Raw genomic sequence first — 22,070 nt, 5'->3', positions numbered from 1 at the left:
GATGATGATAAGCCATGAGGCAGGAACGTAACGGAGCTTACGACACACGGAAGGTTTCAGGACGAAACAGGATCGCTCAGGATTGAGCAAGGGACACCTCCAGGATGGAGAATGAGAACCCCCCTCAGAAGAGGTGGTGGGCCAGGATGCTAAGGATACATCAGGACGATGCGCGACAGGAGTTCGCACTGGACAAGTTGTCATGGAAGAGCAGGGAGCATTAACGTGGCGGGATGGCTGCAAACGAACCGGGAGCACTGTTTATACAGTGCTCCCTTTTTTTGTGCCTGTGCCAACAAGTGATATGCTTGCCGCCCATTTTTGACTGCTCGCGGAGGTGGCGCATGACGCCTGAACAATTGATTACGCAACGGCTGGAACAACTGGAAGCGGTGATGCGTGAGCATCATCTCTGGCAGAGTACCCCGCCGGCCGAGGGGGGCGCTCGAGAGCCGCGAACCCTTTTGCCTGGATACGCTGGAGCCGCTGCAGTGGCTCCAGTGGGTGTTAGTCCCGCGGATGCATGCCCTGATTGCGGCCCGACATCCGTTACCACAAAATTTTGCCGTGGCCCCCCTATTATGAGGTGGCTCTGGTGCCTGACCAGCCGGGTATTGCGCCGCTGTTACTGACCCTGCGTCAACTTGATGCGTTAATCACGGATGCTGCCCACTGATGCTGGAGATACTCTATCAGGATGAGTGGCTGGTTGCCGTCAACAAGCCCAGCGGCTGGCTGGTTCATCGCAGCTGGCTGGATCGCCATGAAACGGTGTTTGTGATGCAGACCGTTCGTGATCAGATTGGGCAGCATGTGTTTACGGCGCATCGTCTCGACAAGCCCACGTCAGGGGTACTGCTGATGGGGCTCTCCAGTGAAGTCGGACGTCTGCTTTCCCAGCAGTTTGAACAGCACCAGATGCAGAAAACCTACCACACTGTGGTTCGCGGCTGGCTGGAGAGCAGCGGGACGCTCGATTATCCGCTGCTGGAAGAGCTGGATAAGATTGCCGATAAACACGCCACGGAAGCGCGCACCGCACAGCCCGCGGTCACCGATTATCAGTCACTGGCAACGGTCGAGATGCCGGTCGGCATTGGCCGTTATCCCACTTCGCGTTATAGCCTGGTTGAACTGGCTCCTAAAACCGGTCGCAAGCATCAGCTGCGTCGTCATATGTCACACCTGCGTCATCCGATTATTGGCGATTCGGCGCACGGCGATCTGCGTCAGAACCGGGGTGCTGCCGAACATTTTGGCGCTAACCGCCTGATGCTGCACGCCAGCAGCCTGGCATTAACTCACCCGGTGACCGGTGAACCGTTGCTGCTTCGCGCCGGACTGGATGGCGTCTGGCAGAATCTGATGAACCAGTTTGGCTGGCAGGATCGCATTCCTGAGGTGCCGCGGGTTGAGTTTGACGCAGCGCCAGGACAGGATAACGTTTCAGAATAAGGGAGAAAGCAGATGGCAAAGATTGGCATTTTTGTAGGTACGGTATATGGCAATGCGCTACTGGTCGCGGAAGAAGCAGAGCCCATTCTGCAGCAGCAGGGGCACAGCGTAACGGTGTTTGACGATCCGACGCTGGCTGACTGGCAAAACTATGCCAGCGACGTGGCGTTAATTGTCACTTCTACTACCGGGCATGGCGATTTTCCCGACACGATTTCAGGTCTGTTCCATGCGATTAAAGATCAGCTCGGTCATCAGCCCGCGCTGCGCTATGGCGTGATTGCGCTGGGTGACAGCAGCTATGACCATTTCTGTGGCGCGGGTAAAACCTTTGACGCGCTGCTGCAGGAGCAGGGCGCTCAGCGGGTTGGTGAGGTGTTACTGGTTGATGCCACTGAAAATCCGGAACCGGAGGCGGTAACCTCGCCGTGGGTTGAAGCCTGGGGCGCGCAGCTCTGATTGCAAGGCCAGGCTTATCTCTGCCTTACAGAGATAAGCCTGTAGTGTGCGCACGGCGATATCCGTTGAGTGCACTGTCAGGTGACAGGCGCCGGGTTAAACACCGCCAGCTGATTACGAATGCCCCAGCGATCGGACCAGGTCTGCTTCCTGCCACTGGCGATATCCAGAATCAACTCAAACAGTCGCCAGCCCACCTGCTCAATACTCTCTTCACCGGTAGCAATCGTCCCGGCATTGATGTCCATCAGATCGTGCCAGCGCTCTGCCAGCGCATTACGCGTCGCCATCTTGATCACCGGAATTGCGGCCAGACCGTAAGGCGTACCGCGACCAGTAGTAAACACCTGCAGGGTGATACCGGATGCCAGCTGCTGCGTACCGCAGACAAAATCGCTGGCGGGCGTGGCTGCGTAGATCAATCCGCGTCGCGTGGGCCGCTGGCCGGGCGAGAGCACTTCAACAATGGCGCTGCGTCCCGATTTTGCGATCGAGCCAAGCGCTTTTTCCACTACGTTCGCCAGCCCGCCTTTTTTATTGCCCGGCGACGGGTTAGCGCTGCGATCGGTCTGGCCCTGGTCGAGGTAATTATCATACCAGGCCATCTCCTCCAGTAAGCGCTTACCGACTTCCTGATTAATCACCCGCGGCGTCAGCAGGTGAATCGCATCACGCACTTCAGTGACTTCCGAGAACATCACGGTGGCACCGCAACGCACCAGCAGATCAGAGGCGAAGCCCACTGCCGGATTTGCCGTCACGCCCGAAAACGCATCGCTGCCACCACACTGCATGCCGACAATCAGTTCTGCTGCGGAGCAGGTTTCGCGCTGGCGCTGATTCAGCCGCTGGAGATGACGCTCCGCCACCTGCAGAATCTCATTGACCATCGCGCCAAAGCCCACCAGCTTTTCATCCTGCAGACGTACGATGTCATGATCGTCCAGCGAAATCGCCTGCACGTCGGGGGTGCCAGTCAGCAGACGCTCTGGCTGTAACTTTTCACAGCCGAGGCTGACGATCATCACTTCGCCGCCGAAATTCGCATTCAGCGCCAGGTTATGAATGGTGCGAATCGGCACGACCGCCGCCGGTGCGTTGATCGCCACACCACAGCCATAAAGGTGGTTCAGGGCAACCACACCATCCACGTTCGGATAGCGCGGCAGTAAATCCCGTTCAATGATCTGTACGACATGATCCACCACACCGGCCACGCAGTGGACGCTGGTGGTGATGCCGAGCAGGTTACGCGTGCCTACGCTGCCATCCGCATTGCGGTAACCTTCAAAGGTATAGCCCTCCAGCGGCGGCAAATCAGGCGGAACCTGAGTGGCTAACGGCAGACTCTCCAGCGGAGGGGCTTCCGGCAGCGCAACCAGTGATTCATCAATCCAGCTGCCTTGGGCAATATCCCGCAATGCATAGCCAATGACTTCGCCATAACGCACGATCTCTGCACCCTGATTAATCGCGCTCAGCGCCACTTTGTGGCCCTGCGGCACATGCTCTGTGAGGGTCAGGCCATCCGCAAACTGCGTACCGGCTGGCAGACCGAGGCTGTTAACCACAATCGCCACATTGTCGTGCTCATGGACTTTGATATAGAGCGGTTGTTCATCTGTTTTTGGGTTCATCGCTCACCTTCCCGTCTGTCGTACCGTACTTGTGCGGCACGCTGTAATGATCTGACCTGTCACGCCCTTGTTTGCCAGCTTCAGTATAGGGAGGCGGGGCGGGTCGCGCATTGTGCAAATGACCACCATTAAGGCAATTCTTCTCGCTGTTTTGGGTCGATTATCCAAAAGCAAGTGAAGACCCTCACAAACAGCGGGGGAAAGCGTTATCCGGGGCGGATTTTGCACGGGTATTTGCCACTTTCGTGAGCTATACCGCAGGCTTTTGTGCATTCGCCAGACAATCACTTCAATAAGGCGATTATTCCAGGGCGATGCGCCAATGTGATCGCCTCAGGCTGTTCTTATACTGAGTTCCGTTAGCCAAAGTCAGGTTATCTGTCACGACGTATTATTCATCCGAAAGAGGTTGCCTGGAGTTATTACCGGCCGCGGCTGCCAGACGCCGGATGGATAAATAAAGTTTGCCAAAACAAAAAGATCGCCGTGTTTAACCCAACTTCTCTCTGATACCCAACGCGATGTGTATGCAGTCAGAGCGAATGTAGCTCACGCTATATTTCAGGAGTGCATCATGAATAGTTTCAGCCAGACCGCGGAAACGGTGCAGAAACGCACCAATGCCCGTTACTGGATTGTGGTGATGTTATTTATCGTCACCTCATTCAACTACGGTGACCGCGCAACGATTTCGATTGCCGGTTCGGCGATGTCAAAAGATATTGGCCTCGATTCGGTCGGACTCGGCTATATCTTCTCAGCCTTCTCATGGGCGTATGTTATTGGTCAGATTCCGGGCGGCTGGCTGCTTGACCGCTTCGGCTCAAAACGCGTCTATTTCTGGAGCATCTTTACCTGGTCGCTCTTTACCTTTTTGCAAGGGTTCGTCGATCTGTTCAGCGGCTTCGGCATCATCATGTCGCTGTTTATTCTGCGCTTCCTGGTGGGACTGGCCGAAGCGCCCTCTTTCCCTGGCAACAGCCGCATCGTCGCGGCCTGGTTTCCGGCGCAGGAGCGCGGCACGGCCGTGGCGATCTTCAACTCGGCCCAATACTTCGCCACCGTTATCTTCGCGCCCATCATGGGCTGGCTGGTCTCTTCCGTGGGCTGGGCGCACGTGTTCTGGTTTATGGGCGGCCTGGGCATCATCCTCAGCTTCATCTGGCTGAAAGTGATCCACGATCCCACCGATCACCCTGGCGTGAATAAAGCCGAACTGGAGTACATGGAGCAGGGCGGTGCGCTGATCAACATGGATGTCAAAAAGGATAGCCGCAAAGTGAGCTGGAGCGAGAAGTGGTTCCAGATCAAACAGCTGCTGACGTCACGTATGATGCTGGGTATCTACCTCGGTCAGTACTGCGTTAACGCCTTAACCTACTTTTTTATCACCTGGTTCCCGGTCTATCTGGTACAGGCGCGCGGCATGTCGATTCTCAAAGCGGGCTTTATTGCCTCGATTCCGGCGGTGTGCGGCTTCCTCGGCGGCGTACTGGGCGGGGTGATCTCCGACTGGCTGATGCGTAAAACCGGCTCGCTGAATATCGCGCGTAAAACACCGATCGTGCTCGGCATGCTGCTCTCTATTTCGATGGTGATGTGTAACTACACCGATACCGAATGGGTGGTGGTGTTCTTCATGGCACTGGCGTTCTTTGGTAAAGGCATCGGTGCGCTGGGCTGGGCGGTGATGGCAGATACTGCGCCGAAAGAGATCAGTGGCCTGAGCGGCGGTCTGTTCAACATGTTCGGTAACTTCTCTGGCATCGTGACGCCTATCGCCATCGGTTACATCATCGCCACCAGCGGCTCCTTTGAAGGCGCGCTGATCTATGTCGGTATTCACGCCTTTGTCGCCGCATTCAGCTTCCTGGTGATCGCGGGCGATATCAAACGTGTCGAACTGAAAACCTGGCCCGGTAAGGATGCATTATGAATACGCAAAGTTCGCCGGTGATTACTGAGATGCAGGTTATCCCGGTCGCCGGTTATGACAGCATGCTGCTCAATATTGGCGGTGCGCACAACGCCTGTTTTACCCGCAATATTGTGGTTCTCACTGACAGCGCCGGTCACACCGGCGTCGGTGAAGCCCCCGGCGGCGACACCATCTATCAGACGCTGGTAGAGGCGATTCCGCAGGTGAAAGGCCAGCAGATTGCGCGAATGAACCGTCTGGTACAACAGGTGCACAAAGGCAATCAGTTGGCTGACTTCACCACCTTCGGCAACGGTGCCTGGACTTTTGAGTTGCGGGTCAACGCGGTAGCTGCGCTGGAAGCGGCGCTGCTTGATCTGCTGGGACAGTGTCTGGGCGTACCGGTGGCTGAACTGCTGGGGCCAGGTAAACAGCGTGATGAAGTGACGGTGCTGGGCTATCTGTTCTATCTCGGTGACCGCCGCAAGACCGATCTGCCCTATCTGAGTGGTGAGCAGGCCAGCCACGACTGGTATCACCTGCGTCATCAGGAAGCGCTGACCAGCGATGCCGTGGTACGGCTGGCTGAGGCGGCTGCGGATAAATATGGCTTCAAAGATTTTAAGCTCAAAGGCGGCGTGTTGCCGGGCGAGCAGGAGATTGCCACCGCGGCGGCGCTGAAGCAGCGCTTTCCCGACGCCCGCATTACGGTCGACCCGAACGGCGCCTGGCTGCTGGACGAGGCGATAGCGCTGTGTAAAGGGATGCAGGATGTGCTGAGCTACGCTGAAGATCCGTGCGGCGCGGAGCAGGGCTATTCGGGACGTGAAGTGATGGCCGAGTTCCGGCGCGCAACCGGCTTACCGGTGGCCACCAATATGATCGCCACCAACTGGCGCGAGATGAATCACGCGGTGATGCTCAATGCGGTCGATATTCCGCTGGCGGATCCTCACTTCTGGACGCTGAGCGGTGCCGTGCGGGTCGCGCAGCTCTGCGATGAGTGGGGCCTCACCTGGGGCTGCCACTCCAATAACCACTTCGATATTTCGCTGGCGATGTTCACCCATGTGGGTGCGGCGGCGCCAGGTAATCCTACCGCGATTGATACCCACTGGATCTGGCAGGAGGGCGATCAGCGCCTGACGAAAAATCCGCTGCAAATCCGCAACGGGAAAATTGCGGTACCGGATGCGCCGGGTCTGGGCATTGAGCTCGACTGGGAGCAGGTAAACAAAGCCAATCAGCTTTATCAGTCACTGCCCGCCGGTGCGCGTAACGACGCTACGGCGATGCAATATCTGGTCCCCGGCTGGACATTTGATCGCAAACGCCCGGCATTTGGCCGTGCAACAGCATAAGGAGCAGGAGATGAGTTCAACACCGAAAGTCACCGCCATGCAGGTTATTCCGGTCGCAGGCTACGACAGCATGCTGCTGAACCTCAGCGGCGCTCACTCGCCATTCTTTACCCGCAACATTGTGATTATCAAAGATAACGCCGGACACACCGGCGTCGGCGAAATCCCGGGCGGCGAAAAAATCCGCCAGACGCTGGAAGATGCGGCGTCGCTGGTGATTGGCAAAACCGTGGGCGAATACAAAAACATTCTCAGCCTGGTGCGCAGCACCTTCGCCGACCGCGATGCCAGCGGGCGCGGCACCCAGACCTTCGATCTGCGCACCACTATTCATGTGGTGACCGGCATTGAAGCGGCGCTGCTCGACCTGCTGGGTCAGCATCTGGAAGTTAATGTGGCCTCGCTGCTGGGCGACGGACAGCAGCGCGACCGCGTTGAGATGCTCGGCTATCTGTTCTACATCGGCGACCGCCGCAAAACGTCCCTCTCTTACCAGAGCCAGGATAGCGATCCCTGCGACTGGTATCGCCTGCGCCACGAAGAGGCGCTAACCCCGGAGACGGTGGTGCGGCTGGCGGAAGCGGCGTATGAGAAATATGGCTTCAACGATTTCAAACTCAAAGGTGGCGTATTGCGCGGCGGCGAAGAGGCCGAAGCGGTCACAGCGCTGGCTAAGCGTTTTCCTGAAGCTCGTATCACCCTTGATCCCAACGGGGCCTGGTCGCTCAACGAGGCGATCATGCTCGGCAAACAGCTCAAAGATGTGCTCGCCTACGCAGAAGATCCCTGTGGCGCGGAGCAGGGCTACTCCGGCCGTGAAGTGATGGCGGAGTTCCGTCGCGCCACCGGCATGCCAACCGCCACCAATATGATCGCCACCGACTGGCGTCAGATGGGCCATACCCTGTCGCTGCAGTCGGTGGACATTCCGCTGGCGGATCCGCACTTCTGGACCATGCAGGGTTCGGTGCGGGTAGCACAGATGTGTCACGACTTCGGCCTGACCTGGGGCTCGCACTCCAATAACCACTTCGACATTTCGCTGGCGATGTTCACCCACGTCGCCGCTGCCGCGCCGGGCGCGATCACCGCCATTGATACCCACTGGATCTGGCAGGAGGGCAATCAGCGCCTGACCAAAGAGCCATTCCAGATCAAAGGCGGCATGGTGCAGGTACCGCAGAAGCCCGGTCTCGGCGTCGAGCTGGATATGGATCAGGTGATGCAGGCCAACGCGCTCTATCAGAAGCAGGGGCTGGGCGCGCGTGACGATGCCGAAGCGATGCAATTTTTAGTGCCGGGATGGACCTACGACAACAAACGTCCCTGCCTGGTACGTTAACCTTTTCGGCTCCCCACGGGGAGCCATCGTCACAGGAGTTTAACCATGAGTAATGCAGCCTGGCCAAATGGATTTCGTCGTCGTTTGTTAGCGGGTGAAACCCTGATCGGCAGCTGGTGTGCGCTTGCCAGCCCGATCTCTACCGAGATTTTAGGGCTGGCCGGTTTTGACTGGCTGGTCCTGGATGGCGAACACGCGCCCAACGATATCACCACGTTTGTGCCGCAGCTGATGGCGCTTAAAGGCAGCCACAGTGCGCCCGTGGTACGTCCGCCCTGCAACGAGCCGGTGATTATTAAGCGTCTGCTGGATATCGGGTTTAACAACTTCCTGGTGCCATTTGTCGAGACCGAAGAGGAAGCAGTGCGTGCCGTCGCCTCAACCCGCTATCCGCCAGCCGGCATTCGCGGTGTCTCGGTTTCGCACCGCAGCAACATGTACGGCACCCTGCCGGATTACAACAGCACCATCAATGACAACATCACGGTGCTGGTGCAGATCGAAACCCAGCAGGCGGTCGACAACATTGACGCCATCGCGGCGGTGGACGGTGTCGACGGTATTTTTGTCGGGCCGGGCGATCTCTCTGCTGCGCTGGGCTATCTCGGTCAGCCCGCCCATCCTGAAGTGCTGAAAGTGATTAAACACATTTTTGAACGCGCCAAAGCTGCCGGTAAGCCGAGCGGCATTCTGGCACCGGTGGAAGCGGACGCGCGTCGTTATCTGGAGTGGGGTGCCACTTTTGTCGCCGTCGGCAGCGATGTCGGTATGTTCCGCAACGCCTCTCAGGCGTTATGCGACAAATTTAAGCGCTAATCAATCAAGGGGAAACGCAATGAAAATTGGATTTATCGGCCTGGGTATTATGGGCAAACCAATGAGTAAAAATCTGGTGAAAGCCGGTTATTCGCTGGTGGTGCGCGATCATAACGCTGACAACGAAGCGGAACTGACTGAACTGGGCGCGACCGTGGCGAAATCGCCAAAAGAGGTGGCTGAGCAGTGCGATGTGGTGATTACCATGGTGCCCAACTCGCCGCAGGTCATTGAAGTCTGTCTGGGTAAAAATGGCATTATCGAAGGGGCGAAGCCAGGCCTGGTGGTCATCGACATGAGCTCCATTGCGCCGCTGGCGAGCCGTGAAGTCCACGATGCGCTGGCAGAAAAAGGGATCAAAATGCTGGATGCGCCGGTCAGTGGCGGTGAACCCAAAGCGATCGAAGGCACGCTCTCTGTGATGGTCGGCGGTGATAAAGCGGTGTTCGATGCCTGCTACGACATCATGAAATCGATGGCGGGATCGGTGGTGCATACCGGCGACATCGGTGCGGGTAACGTGACTAAGCTGGCCAACCAGGTGATTGTGGCGCTGAATATTGCGGCGATGTCCGAGGCGTTATCACTGGCGACCAAAGCGGGTGTGAATCCGGATCTGGTCTATCAGGCGATTCGTGGCGGCCTGGCCGGCAGTACGGTACTGGATGCCAAAGCGCCCATGGTGATGGATCGCAACTTCAAACCCGGCTTCCGCATTGACCTGCATATCAAAGATCTGGCGAACGCGCTGGATACCTCGCACAGCATCGGCGCGCATCTGCCGCTGACGGCGGCGGTGATGGAGATGATGCAGGCGCTGCGTAACGACGGACAGGGTAGCGCCGACCACAGCGCGCTGGCCTGCTATTATGAGAAGTTAGCGAAGGTTGAAATCGCCCGCTAAAACCCGGTGTCGGTCTCTGCGGAAACCGGACTGGTTCAGAGCCGTTTCAATTACTCAACTGCGCTCGGATTGCCTATGAAAATCGTAATCGCACCGGATTCATATAAAGAGAGTTTATCCGCCCTGGATGTGGCATCGGCGATTGAAGCGGGTTTCCGTGACATCTTTCCCGATGCGCATTACGTGAAAATACCGGTCGCCGACGGCGGTGAAGGAACGGTAGAAGCGATGGTGGCGGCGACGAAGGGAAAAATCGTCAGGCTGAAGGTGACGGGGCCGCTGGGAACAGAGGTCGACGCCTTCTATGGCCTGTCCGGCGATGAGTCCACCGCCTATATTGAAATGGCCGCGGCCAGTGGACTGGAGCGGGTGCCTGCATCCCAGCGTGACCCGCTGATAACGACCTCATTTGGCACCGGCGAGTTGATCAGACATGCGCTGGATAAGGGGGGTCGGCCACATCATCATTGGTATCGGCGGCAGCGCCACCAATGATGGCGGAGCCGGCATGATGCAGGCGCTGGGCGCCCGGCTGCTGGACGACCAGGGCTGCGAGATCGGTCACGGTGGCGGTGCACTCGCCGATCTTGCCAGCATCGATATTGACGCGCTGGACGCCCGCATTCATCAGTGCCGCATTGAAGTGGCCTGTGACGTCACGAATCCGCTGACGGGCAAAGAGGGTGCATCGGCCATTTTCGGCCCGCAGAAAGGGGCGACACCGGCGCTGGTGCAGCAGCTCGATCAGGCGCTGGCCCATTACGCCGCGATTATTCACCGCGATCTCGATATTGATGTGCTGCATATTCCGGGCGGCGGCGCCGCGGGCGGTATGGGGGCGGCGCTGCACGCCTTCTGTCATGCGGAGCTGCGGCGCGGCATTGAGATTGTTACTGAAGCGCTGGGGCTGGCGGAAGAGGTAAAAGATGCGGACCTGGTAATTACCGGTGAAGGGCGTATCGACAGCCAGAGTATTAGTGGCAAGGTGCCGATCGGCGTCGCCAGCGTGGCAAAGCGCTTTAATAAGCCGGTGATTGGCATCGCCGGAAGCCTGACGGCCGATGTCGGCGTGGTGCATCAGCACGGGATCGATGCGGTATTCAGCGTGCTCTACAGCATCTGTACCCTGGATGAGGCACTCGCCAGCGCCGGAAAAAATGTTGAGATGACGGCGCGTAATGTGGCAGCCACGTTAAAGCTGGCCGGGTTTAACTAACCACCAGCATTACCCGGCCACTCCACATCGGCCGGGTTCAGCTAACCGCCAGCCTTATCCAATCCCTAACAGCTGGCGGGCTTCTCGGGCGACGTTCTCCATCTCATCCTGCAGCTCCAGCAGTTCCGGCTCCAGCGCAGCGATATCGCTGGCCTCCAGCAGCTCTCTTTCCAGCTGATGGCAGAGTTGCTTCATGCGCGGCACGCCGCTGTAGCTGGCACTGCCGTGCAGCTTGTGAATAATCTCACGCAGGGCGTTGACCTCATTGGTCGACATAAACTGCGCCATCTTCGCATGCACTTCCGGTAAAAATTCCAGCAGCATCCGCAGCAGATCGCGCGCCAGATCGGCTTTGTTCGCCGCCTGTCGCAGCGCCAGTTGCCAGTCCAGCGTGGGTAATATTGGCAGCAGTTCCGGCACGGTGACCACCGGTGGTGGCGTATAGCGCGCCAGCAGCTGTCTTAACTTGCTCTCATCAATCGGTTTGGCAAGATAGTCATTCATGCCCGCCTTGATCAATTGTTCACGCTCGCCATCAATCGCATGGGCGGTGACCGCCACAATCGGTGTACTGGCATGATGCGGCATGCTGCGGATAATTTCGCTGGCGCGAATGCCATCGATATCCGGCATCTGAATATCCATCAGAATCACATCCAGCGACTGCTGACGTGCCTCACGGATGGCGTGTTCGGCGCTGCTGCACAGCAGGATGTTCTGCACCTGCTCCTCCAGCAGCGCGCCAATCAGCTTGAGGTTGGCGGGATTATCATCCACCGCCATCACCGTCAGCGGCAGCCGGGGTGAAAGCGGCAGTTCACTGATCTGACGGGTATGCAGATCCAGTAACATCGGCAGGAGTCGCGTCAGGGAGATCGGTTTAGCGATGCAACCGTCAATGCCGCGTACCTTCAGTTCATCCGCCAGCAACATCATCGGGCTGGGGAGCGCCATCAGCACGTTGTCGGCCCGATCCAGCAGCGCATTAATCATGCGTTCATTGAGCAGCTCGGGCTGACTGATGTCGACCGGCATCGCCATCAGCAGCAGCGGATAGTGAGACGCTTTTAAACCCTCCAGCGTTTCGCTGTAATCGATCTGCAATGGTGTGGCGCTCAACATCTCCAGTGCTGCGCTGGCAACGTTAGCATCCGCTTCCACATAGGCAATGCGCGCATGTGAAAGCGCATCGAGCACGCGTGGCATGCCGGGCGCATTGGGATTGAGATCCAGCTGCACGCGAATCACAAAGGTGGAGCCCTTGTCCGGCTGACTGCTGAAGGTGATTTCGCCGCCCATCTCCCGCACCAGTTTCTGGGTGATCACCAGCCCCAGCCCGGTGCCGCCATGACGGCGCGAAATGCTGGCGTCAGCCTGACGGAACGCCTGGAACAGCTGTGTCTGTTGCTGCTCAGAGATGCCGATGCCGCTATCTTCAACCTGGATCTCCAGCTCGACGCGCGACTGCGTAATCACCCGCTGTCCGACGCGCAGGCCGATATACCCTTTCTCGGTAAACTTGATGGCGTTACCGATCAGGTTAATCAGAATCTGTTGCAGGCGCAGCGCATCGCCAATCACGTTGTCCGGCACGCTGCTGTCACACACCACCGTCAGCTCCAGCCCTTTGTCATGCGCCGACGGGGCCAGCAGCACCAGCGTTTCATCCAGTGTGGCACGCAGCGGGAAGGGGATCGCCTCCAGCATCAGTTTGCCCGCTTCCAGCTTCGAGAAATCGAGCACGTCATTGATAATACTGAGCAGGTTATTGGCTGAACGTTCAATGGTCTGCATATAGTCGCGCTGGGTGGTGCGCAGCTGGGTTTTCAGCATCTGCCGGGTAAAGCCCAGCACGCCATTAAGCGGCGTACGCAGCTCATGCGACATATTGGCCAGAAACTCAGATTTGATGCGCGCCGCTTCCTGGGCGCGTTTCTTCGCCAAATCCAGCTCAACGTTCTGAATCTCCAGCTGTTCCAGCGTCTCTCGCAGATCGTAGGTCGCCTGATCGATATTGTGCTGCATCTCTTCGTGATAGGCGGTCAGCGACATCGCCATCGCATTAATCCCGTTTTTCAGAATGCTGAGCTCACCCAGCATGTATCCCTCAACGCGGCTGTCGAGCTGGCCACGACGGATGCGGTCAACGGTGGTGACCATATTGCGGATAGGGCCGGTGACATCACGCATCAGACGATAGGCAAACAGCATGGCCAGGCAGAGACAGAAGAGCAGCATCAGCGTGGCGACAAACACCTCTTTATATTGCTGCAGGCGCACCGACTGCAGATCCAGCTCTATCGCCACGTAGCCCAGCGGATTGCCCGACGGCTTGGCATCTTCGTCCGGCAATTCATCCACATCGTAACGCTCTGTGGTGATCGGTGTGCGCAGAATCAATACGTTACCGTGACGTTCCATGGAGACATCGTCGGGCAGGGCGCGGATATCATCCTGTTGCAGCAGGCTGAGGTTCTGCTTGTGATTGGAGGTGACGTAGAGTTGGTTGTGATTATCAAACACCGAGATCGCCCGGACGATGCCCGAATGGCGGCGGTGCAGCAGGCTGACCAGTTCACGCATGGCGTCACGATTGTGCCAGGTCATGCTGTATTCGCTGGAGATCGCCAGCGGTTCAATGATATTGGCTCCGGCATCGATAACCTGGCGCTGCAGTTCATTGTAGCGGTGCACCACAAAAAATGAGCTGAGCAGCAGGCCAACCATCAGCGTGGGTGCCAGAATTAAAATCATCATTCGCGCCCGCAGGCTGTATTTGGTCATAATAGTCGCCTGGCTACTCCGGCATTAACGTCCCTGTGCATGCTGTCGACAAAAACAATGCAGGTCGTTTTCGATAAAGAGAATTAATAACACTATGGCGCAATTTTACGTTGCAAAACAGCGCGTGACGACGCAACAACGGATCACCGTCACCATTGAGGCGCTCGATCCGTTCGGACAAGGGGTGGCGCGTCACAAGGGCAAAACCCTTTTTGTCGCCGGTGCCCTGCCTGGGGAACAGGCGGAGGTCATGCTGACAGAGGATAAACGTCAATTTGCCCGGGCGAAAGTGACACGACTGATTAGCCGCAGTCCGGCGCGCGTCACGCCGCGCTGCCCACATTATGAACGCTGCGGCGGCTGCCAGCAGCAGCATGCCGATGTGGCGCTGCAACAGCAGAGCAAAGCCCAGGCGCTGAGCCGGATGCTGCGCCAGGCCGCCGCACAAGACGTGGCGGTGGATGAGGTAATCGCCGGTCAGCCCTGGGGCTATCGTCGTCGCGCCCGTCTGGGGCTGCAATGGCAAAATAAGGCGCAGCGGTTGCAGATGGGATTCCGTCAGGAAGCCAGCAACGATCTGGTCGATATTCAGCACTGCCCCATTTTAGTGCCCGAACTTGAGGCTTTACTGGTTCCATTGCATCAGTGTCTCAGTGACTTACGCGCCGTCAGGCGTCTCGGGCATGTGGAACTGGTGCTGGCAGACAACGGGCCGCTGATGATTCTGCGCCATCTTGATGCGCTGCATGCGGATGACCGTGAAAAACTGGAACAGTTTTCGCATAAGCATCAGCTGATGCTGTTCCTGGATGCGGGCGAGGAAGAGTTGAGTGCGTTAAATGAGTCGACGCCGTTTTATCAATCTCACCAGCTTAAGCTAACCTTCAGCCCACAGGATTTTATTCAGGTTAACGATGGTGTTAATCAGCAGATGGTCGCGAAGGCAATTGCCTGGCTCGATCTGCAGCCGGAAGACCGGGTGCTGGATCTGTTTTGCGGCATGGGAAACTTCACACTTCCTATAGGAATCTTCGTACATAATGTGGTTGGTGTGGAGGGGATTGCAGCATTAGTGCGGCAGGCAGCGTATAATGCTGATTTGAATAATCTTAAAAATGTCAGTTTCTTTCAGCATAATCTGGAAGAAGAAGTGTCGCGCCAGCCTTGGGCGGCACAGGGATTTAACAAGGTATTACTCGATCCGGCACGCGCCGGGGCTGCGGGCGTAATGGCGCATGTGGTTAAACTTGCACCAGATCGCGTGGTCTATGTTTCGTGTAATCCCACCACACTCGCCCGCGACAGCCAGACATTGCTGTCGGCAGGCTACCAATTGGAAAGGGTCGCGATGCTGGATATGTTCCCACATACCCGTCATCTCGAATCCATGGTGCTGTTCAGAAAAACATAAGCGATGTATGTCGTTGTGCAGGAGAGGTTATGGTTGCGGTCAGAAGTGCGCATTTAAATACTGAGGGGGGATTTCGCCCTCGACCAGTGGATCGCCAGTCTCGGTATTGCCAACCCGCAATCATGTCAACGTGTGGCCGAGACCTGGCGCTACTGCGAAGCGCAGACGCAGAGCCATCCTGATCAGTCGCTGCTGCTGTGGCGCGGTATTGAGATGGTTGAAATCCTCTCAATGCTCAGCATGGATATCGAAAGCCTGTGTGCGGCGCTGATTTTCCCGCTGGCTAACGATGAAGTGGTGAGTGAAGAGGAGCTGGAAACCGCCGTTGGCAAAGGCATTGTTTCGCTGGTACACGGCGTGCGCGATATGGACGCCATCCGCCAGCTGAAAGCGATCCACAACGACTCCATGGCCTCTGAACAGGTGGATAACGTCCGCCGCATGCTGCTGGCGATGGTGGAAGATTTCCGCTGCGTAGTGCTGAAGCTGGCTGAACGCATCATGAACCTGCGCGAAATGAAAGATGCGCCGGAAGATGAGCGCGTACTGGCCGCCAAAGAGAGCACCAATATCTATGCGCCACTGGCCAACCGTCTCGGTATTGGTCAGCTCAAATGGGAGCTGGAAGATTACTGCTTCCGCTACCTGCATCCCGACGAATATAAGCGCATCGCCAAATTACTGCATGAGCGGCGTATTGACCGTGAGCAGTACATCGAAAACTTCGTCAGTAATCTGCGCAAAGAGATGGTCAAAGAGGGCGTGCGCGCCGAAGTCTATGGCCGTCCCAAACATATCTACAGCATCTGGCGCAAGATGCAGAAAAAATCGCTGGCCTTTGATGAGCTGTTTGACGTGCGGGCGGTGCGCATCGTCGCCGATCGCCTGCAGGATTGCTACGGTGCGCTGGGTACGGTGCATACGCTCTATCGCCATCTGCCCAGCGAATTCGATGACTACGTCGCTAACCCCAAACCCAACGGCTACCAGTCGATTCATACGGTGGTGTTAGGGCCGCAGGGCAAAACGGTGGAGATCCAGATCCGTACCCGCCAGATGCATGAAGATGCCGAGCTGGGCGTGGCGGCGCACTGGAAATATAAAGAGGGGCCAACTTCCAGCAGCGCGCGTGGCGCGGCCGGTCATGAAGAGCGGATCGCCTGGCTGCGTAAGCTCATCAGCTGGCAGGAAGAGATGGCGGACTCCGGCGAACTGCTGGAAGAGGTCCGCAGCCAGGTGTTCGATGACCGGGTCTACGTCTTTACCCCGAAAGGCGACGTGGTGGATCTGCCCGCTGGATCGACGCCGCTCGACTTTGCCTATCATATTCACAGCGACATCGGTCACCGCTGCATCGGCGCGAAAATCGGTGGCCGCATCGTGCCGTTCACCTACCAGCTGCAGATGGGCGATCAGGTTGAGGTGATCACCCAGAAGCAGCCGAACCCGAGCCGCGACTGGCTCAATCCGAATCTGGGCTACATCACCACCAACCGTGGGCGCTCGAAGATCCACAACTGGTTCCGCAAGCAGGATCGCGACAAGAATATTATCGCCGGACGGCAGATTCTGGATAACGAACTGAATCAGCTGGATATCAGCCTGCGCGAAGCCGAAAAACTGCTGCTGCCGCGCTATAACGTCACCTCGCTTGAAGAGCTGCTCGCGGCGATTGGCGGCGGCGATATTCGTCTTAACCAGATGGTTAACTTCCTGCAGGCGAAGCTGAACAAGCCGAGCGCCGAAGAGGAAGATCGCGAAGCGCTGCGCCAGCTGACCCAGAAATCGTACACTCCCTCTTCACGCAAAGAGAGCGGACGCGTCGTCGTGGAAGGCGTGGGCAACCTGATGCACCACATTGCCCGCTGCTGCCAGCCGATTCCGGGGGATGATATTGTCGGCTTCATCACCCAGGGGCGCGGCATCTCTATTCATCGCGCTGACTGCGACCAGCTGGCTGAACTCATTTCGCATGCGCCGGAACGTATCGTCGATGCGGTGTGGGGCGAAAGCTACTCCAGCGGCTATTCGCTGGTGGTGCGCGTGACCGCCAACGATCGCAGCGGCTTACTGCGTGACATCACCACCATTCTCGCCAACGAGAAAGTGAATGTCCTGGGCGTCTCAAGCCGCAGCGACACCAAAAAACAGCTGGCGACCATCGACATGGATATTGAGATCTACAACCATCAGGTACTGGGACGTGTCCTGGCGCGTCTGAACCAGGTCTCTGATATCATTGACGCCCGTCGCCTGCACTGATATTCAGGCAGGCACTGAGGCAACCGGCAGCTGGAGGTTGCGCAGGCGTTTTCTGCACCACCAGACACGGCCGGACGCGGTGAATAGCGTCCTGCCGTGTTGTACGCTTTGCCTCTTCGCCCGTTGCCTGTCATCTCACTAATCAAGGATCCTCCTGAATGAACGCTATTGAGCGCCTGCTTGGCATAATGAAAACCCTGCGCGATCCACAACATGGCTGTCCGTGGGATCGTGAACAGACCTTCGCCACCATCGCGCCCTATACGCTGGAAGAGACCTACGAAGTGCTGGACGCTATCCAGCGCGAAGATTTTGACGATCTGCGCGGTGAGCTGGGCGATCTGCTGTTTCAGGTGGTGTTCTATGCGCAGATGGCCAGCGAACAGGATCGCTTTAATTTTGAGGATGTCTGCCACGCAATCAGCGACAAGCTGGAGCGCCGTCATCCACACATTTTTGGCGATGCCACAGCAGAAACCAGCAGCGAAGTGCTGAAAAACTGGGAAGCGATAAAAACCGCTGAGCGGGCTGACAAAGCCCAGCATTCGGCGCTGGATGATATCCCTAAGGCACTGCCCGCACTGATGCGCGCCCACAAGATTCAGAAGCGTTGTCACAATGTCGGATTCGACTGGACCACGCTGGGGCCGGTGGTGGCTAAGGTGCATGAAGAGATTGATGAAGTGATGCACGAGGCACAGCAGAGCGTGGTGGATGGTGAGAAGCTGGAAGAGGAGATTGGCGACCTGCTGTTCGCCACGGTTAACCTGTCGCGCCATCTTGGCAGCAAAGCAGAGACCGCGCTGCAAAAGGCCAATGACAAGTTTGAGCGCCGCTTCCGCGAAGTCGAAGCGATCATCGCTGCACAGGGGTTAAGTATGCCGGGTGCCACGCTGGAGCAGATGGAGGCCGCCTGGCAGCAAGTGAAACGGGGCGAGAAGCGCTGATTATTCCAGCGCTGTGCATAAAGCCACCGCTTTCGCTTACTCGATTCAGCCTGACGGCAACTTTGTGACGCACGTCAACATTTCATTGGCGGCTATCGGCTATGTTAGCCGCAGCAATGCGTTGGAGGATGGCGGTGATTCATCAATTGTGGCTGATAGCGGTTTCCAGTATACTGTTTTCCCGTCCTGGTTATTCCACCGTCTTTAAACCTAAACTCTCAGGTTCAGCATGACAACGAATTATATTTTTGTGACCGGCGGGGTCGTTTCCTCTCTGGGTAAAGGCATTGCCGCAGCCTCCCCTCGCAGCCATTCTCGAAGCCCGTGGTCTGAACGTGACCATCATGAAGCTGGACCCGTATATCAACGTGGATCCAGGCACCATGAGCCCGACGCAGCACGGTGAAGTTTTCGTCACTGATGACGGCGCTGAAACCGATCTGGATTTGGGTCACTACGAGCGCTTCATCCGTACCAAAATGTCGCGTCGTAACAACTTCACCACTGGCCGTATCTACTCAGAAGTCCTGCGCAAAGAGCGCCGTGGCGACTATCTGGGCGCAACCATTCAGGTTATTCCGCACATCACCAACGCCATCAAAGAACGCATTATTGAAGGCGGTGAAGGTCATGATGTGGTACTGGTCGAAATCGGCGGCACGGTCGGGGATATCGAATCACTGCCGTTCCTGGAAGCGATTCGCCAGATGGCCGTTGATGTGGGCCGCGAACACACCATGTATATGCACCTGACGCTGGTGCCGTATATGGCGGCTGCCGGTGAAGTGAAAACCAAACCGACCCAGCACTCGGTGAAAGAGCTGCTGTCGATTGGTATTCAGCCAGACGTGCTGATTTGCCGTTCTGACCGTGCCGTACCGGCCAACGAACGCGCTAAAATCGCCCTGTTCTGTAACGTCCCTGAAAAAGCGGTTATCTCGCTGAAAGACGTTGATTCCATCTACAAGATTCCTGGCATGCTGAAATCGCAGGGCCTGGATGACTATATCTGCAAGCGCTTCAACCTGAATGCACCGGAAGCCAACCTGGCCGAATGGGAGCAGGTGATCTACGAAGAAGCCAATCCGGGTGGTGAAGTCACCATCGGTATGGTGGGCAAGTATGTGGAATTGCCGGATGCCTACAAGTCGGTCATCGAAGCGCTGAAACATGGCGGCCTGAAAAATCGCGTCACCGTGAACATCAAACTGATCGATTCGCAGGATGTTGAATCACGCGGTGTCGAATTACTGAAAGATCTGGATGCGATTCTGATCCCGGGTGGCTTCGGTTACCGTGGCGTGGAAGGCAAGCTGATGACCGCGCAGTATGCACGTGAAAACAACGTGCCGTACCTGGGCATCTGCCTGGGCATGCAGGTTGCGCTGATGGAGTTCGCCCGCAATGTCGCCGGGATGCCGGGCGCCAACTCCACGGAATTTGTGCCAGACTGTAAATATCCGGTGGTGGCATTAATCACCGAATGGCGTGACGAAGATGGCAACGTCGAAGTCCGCAGCGAGCAGAGCGATCTGGGCGGCACCATGCGTCTGGGCAGCCAGCAGTGTCAGTTAACGCCGGGCAGCCAGGTTCGCCAGCTCTACGGCTCTGACACTATCGTTGAGCGCCATCGCCACCGCTATGAAGTGAACAATATGCTGTTAAAGCAGATTGAAGCAGCCGGTCTGCGCGTAGCAGGTCGCTCTGGTGATGATCAACTGGTTGAGATTATCGAGATCCCGAACCATCCGTGGTTTGTGGCCTGCCAGTTCCATCCTGAGTTTACCTCGACCCCACGCGACGGCCATCCGTTGTTTGCCGGCTTTGTTAAAGCCGCACATGAGCATCAGAAGCGTTTAGCGAAGTAAGTTTCACAGGCAGCGCGCGAACTTTTCGCGCGTTGCTTGTCTTAGGATTGACTAACTTGTACTGAGGAAAATCGTAATGTCCAAAATCGTAAAAGTCATCGGTCGCGAAATTATCGACTCACGTGGTAACCCGACTGTTGAAGCTGAAGTGCATCTGGAAGGCGGTTTCGTAGGCCTGGCAGCTGCACCATCAGGTGCCTCTACCGGTTCACGCGAAGCGCTGGAACTGCGTGACGGTGACAAATCACGTTATCTGGGCAAAGGCGTAACCAAAGCCGTTGCTGCAGTAAACGGTCCGATTGCTGAAGCGGTAAAAGGCAAAGACGCGAAAGATCAGGCGAACATCGATAAGATCATGATCGACCTGGACGGTACTGAGAACAAATCTAACTTCGGTGCTAACGCCATTCTGGCTGTTTCACTGGCAGTTGCTAAAGCCGCTGCAGCCTCTAAAGGTCAGCCGCTGTATGAGCACATCGCTGAACTGAACGGCACCCCAGGCAAATACTCTATGCCACTGCCAATGATGAACATCATCAACGGCGGCGAACATGCCGACAACAACGTCGACATCCAGGAATTCATGATCCAGCCGGTTGGCGCTCCGAACCTGAAAGAAGCCATCCGTATGGGTTCTGAAGTGTTCCACAGCCTGGCAAAAGTGCTGAAAAGCAAAGGCATGAGCACTGCAGTGGGTGACGAAGGCGGCTACGCGCCTAACCTGGGTTCCAACGCCGAAGCGCTGGCTGTTATCGCTGAAGCGGTAAAAGCAGCAGGCTACGAGCTGGGCAAAGACATCACCCTGGCGATGGACTGTGCGGCATCTGAGTTCTACAAAGATGGCAAATACGTTCTGGCCGGTGAAGGCGGTAAATCGTTTACCTCTGAAGAGTTCACCCACTTCCTGGAAGATCTGACTAAACAGTATCCGATCGTTTCTATCGAAGATGGCCTGGACGAATCTGACTGGGACGGCTTCGCTTACCAGACCAAAGTACTGGGCGACAAAATCCAGCTGGTGGGTGATGACCTGTTCGTTACCAACACCAAGATCCTGAAAGAAGGTATCGATAAAGGTATCGCTAACTCCATTCTGATCAAATTCAACCAGATCGGTTCTCTGACCGAAACTCTGGCTGCGATCAAAATGGCGAAAGACGCGGGCTACACTGCCGTGATCTCTCACCGTTCAGGCGAAACCGAAGATGCGACCATCGCTGACCTGGCGGTAGGTACTGCAGCGGGCCAGATCAAAACCGGTTCAATGAGCCGTTCTGACCGCGTTGCTAAGTACAACCAGCTGATCCGTATTGAAGAAGCGCTGGGTTCTAAAGCGCCATTCAACGGTCTGAAAGAAGTTAAAGGTCAGTAATGACTGTGCGTTGATGTCGCGCTAAGTGACATCATCGGCCTCTGAAGCCCCGCCTTGTGCGGGGCTTTTTTGTTGGTGGCGGTGCGCAGACGCAGATGGCAAGGCCCGATCGCAAAAACGTCATCTCTGCCGGCCCGGCCCGCGCGATAACGCACCTCATCCCTGAGGTGCGCCCGTTACCGGGACAACGCTTTGCGTTGTTCAAAAACGCTTCCGGCGTTTTTGTCCTGAGCGCGGGACGCTTTGCTCTTCGGTCATGGCCATCCACGTTTTGCGCCTGTCAGCCATCTGAAGCCCCTCTTTTGTGTTTTGTCCGGC

At 56.9% G+C, this 22,070-nt stretch carries 12 protein-coding genes and 4 pseudogenes; 14 read left to right on the top strand and 2 right to left on the bottom strand.

The genetic code is table 11. The features are described from left to right. The first annotated feature begins 344 nt into the window (after nucleotides 1-344). The 3 genes and pseudogenes from JNO11_RS15280 (at nucleotide 345) to JNO11_RS15270 (ending at nucleotide 1,914) form a co-directional block, all read left to right on the top strand. Nucleotides 345-676, top strand: a pseudogene (locus JNO11_RS15280) (YqcC family protein). Beyond that, on the top strand, nucleotides 676-1,455 hold the full coding sequence (gene truC / locus JNO11_RS15275; protein ID WP_325177470.1) for a tRNA pseudouridine(65) synthase TruC: 780 nt from the start codon (nucleotides 676-678) through the stop codon (nucleotides 1,453-1,455). Before JNO11_RS15280 ends, truC begins: the two are co-directional and overlap by 1 nt. A gap of 12 nt (nucleotides 1,456-1,467) precedes the next feature. After that, the gene (locus JNO11_RS15270) at nucleotides 1,468-1,914 is read left to right on the top strand and encodes a flavodoxin (RefSeq protein ID WP_010248594.1); all 447 of its coding nucleotides are present in this window, start codon (nucleotides 1,468-1,470) and stop codon (nucleotides 1,912-1,914) included. Between the two features lie 77 nt (nucleotides 1,915-1,991). Here JNO11_RS15270 and garD read toward each other — a convergent pair whose 3' ends face one another. After that, nucleotides 1,992-3,551 (bottom strand): galactarate dehydratase, encoded by a 1,560-nt coding sequence (garD, locus tag JNO11_RS15265; RefSeq protein ID WP_010672140.1) that lies wholly within the window; start codon nucleotides 3,549-3,551, stop codon nucleotides 1,992-1,994. Nucleotides 3,552-4,125: 574 nt separating this feature from the next. Between garD and JNO11_RS15260 the strand changes: the two genes are divergently transcribed. The 6 genes and pseudogenes from JNO11_RS15260 to JNO11_RS15235 all read left to right on the top strand — a co-directional run bounded on the left by JNO11_RS15260 (nucleotide 4,126) and on the right by JNO11_RS15235 (nucleotide 11,108). Further along, nucleotides 4,126-5,487 (top strand): MFS transporter, encoded by a 1,362-nt coding sequence (locus JNO11_RS15260; RefSeq protein ID WP_010248591.1) that lies wholly within the window; start codon nucleotides 4,126-4,128, stop codon nucleotides 5,485-5,487. Next, the gene (locus JNO11_RS15255) at nucleotides 5,484-6,830 is read left to right on the top strand and encodes an enolase C-terminal domain-like protein (protein WP_111535032.1); all 1,347 of its coding nucleotides are present in this window, start codon (nucleotides 5,484-5,486) and stop codon (nucleotides 6,828-6,830) included. Before JNO11_RS15260 ends, JNO11_RS15255 begins: the two co-directional genes overlap by 4 nt. Nucleotides 6,831-6,840: 10 nt before the next feature. Continuing rightward, the gene (gene gudD / locus JNO11_RS15250; protein WP_325177469.1) at nucleotides 6,841-8,172 is read left to right on the top strand and encodes a glucarate dehydratase; all 1,332 of its coding nucleotides are present in this window, start codon (nucleotides 6,841-6,843) and stop codon (nucleotides 8,170-8,172) included. Nucleotides 8,173-8,217: 45 nt separating this feature from the next. Then, nucleotides 8,218-8,988 carry a 2-dehydro-3-deoxyglucarate aldolase gene (gene garL, locus JNO11_RS15245; protein WP_010248585.1) on the top strand — a complete coding sequence of 257 codons (771 nt, stop codon included), beginning with the start codon at nucleotides 8,218-8,220 and terminating at the stop codon, nucleotides 8,986-8,988. A gap of 19 nt (nucleotides 8,989-9,007) precedes the next feature. Then, entirely contained in the window at nucleotides 9,008-9,892 is an 885-nt protein-coding gene (gene garR, locus JNO11_RS15240) for a 2-hydroxy-3-oxopropionate reductase (RefSeq protein WP_060680910.1), read from the top strand. A 75-nt stretch (nucleotides 9,893-9,967) separates the two neighbouring features. Further along, a pseudogene (locus JNO11_RS15235) lies at nucleotides 9,968-11,108 on the top strand (glycerate kinase). 54 nt (nucleotides 11,109-11,162) lie between these two features. Here JNO11_RS15235 and barA read toward each other — a convergent pair. Further along, entirely contained in the window at nucleotides 11,163-13,892 is a 2,730-nt protein-coding gene (gene barA, locus JNO11_RS15230; RefSeq protein ID WP_010248580.1) for a two-component sensor histidine kinase BarA, read from the bottom strand. Nucleotides 13,893-13,986: 94 nt separating this feature from the next. On the opposite strand from barA, the gene rlmD reads away from it, so the two are divergent. From rlmD to eno, 5 genes and pseudogenes are all read left to right on the top strand, one after another. After that, nucleotides 13,987-15,303, top strand: a complete 1,317-nt coding sequence (gene rlmD / locus JNO11_RS15225) for a 23S rRNA (uracil(1939)-C(5))-methyltransferase RlmD (RefSeq protein WP_325177468.1) — start codon at nucleotides 13,987-13,989, stop codon at nucleotides 15,301-15,303. 29 nt (nucleotides 15,304-15,332) lie between these two features. Further along, nucleotides 15,333-17,565, top strand: a pseudogene (gene relA, locus JNO11_RS15220) (GTP diphosphokinase). A 158-nt stretch (nucleotides 17,566-17,723) separates the two neighbouring features. Next, nucleotides 17,724-18,512 carry a nucleoside triphosphate pyrophosphohydrolase gene (gene mazG / locus JNO11_RS15215; RefSeq protein ID WP_010248574.1) on the top strand — a complete coding sequence of 263 codons (789 nt, stop codon included), beginning with the start codon at nucleotides 17,724-17,726 and terminating at the stop codon, nucleotides 18,510-18,512. A gap of 229 nt (nucleotides 18,513-18,741) precedes the next feature. Continuing rightward, nucleotides 18,742-20,380 (top strand): annotated as a pseudogene (pyrG, locus tag JNO11_RS15210) (CTP synthase (glutamine hydrolyzing)). Nucleotides 20,381-20,456: 76 nt separating this feature from the next. Next, entirely contained in the window at nucleotides 20,457-21,752 is a 1,296-nt protein-coding gene (gene eno / locus JNO11_RS15205; protein WP_325177467.1) for a phosphopyruvate hydratase, read from the top strand. Nucleotides 21,753-22,070 lie beyond the last annotated feature (318 nt).

This window comes from Pantoea sp. 1B4, from assembly GCF_016925765.1.
In the GTDB taxonomy this organism is placed as follows: domain Bacteria; phylum Pseudomonadota; class Gammaproteobacteria; order Enterobacterales; family Enterobacteriaceae; genus Pantoea; species Pantoea agglomerans.
Note: the sequence above shows the minus strand (reverse complement) of the source record. Positions and strands in the feature narration are given on the sequence as shown.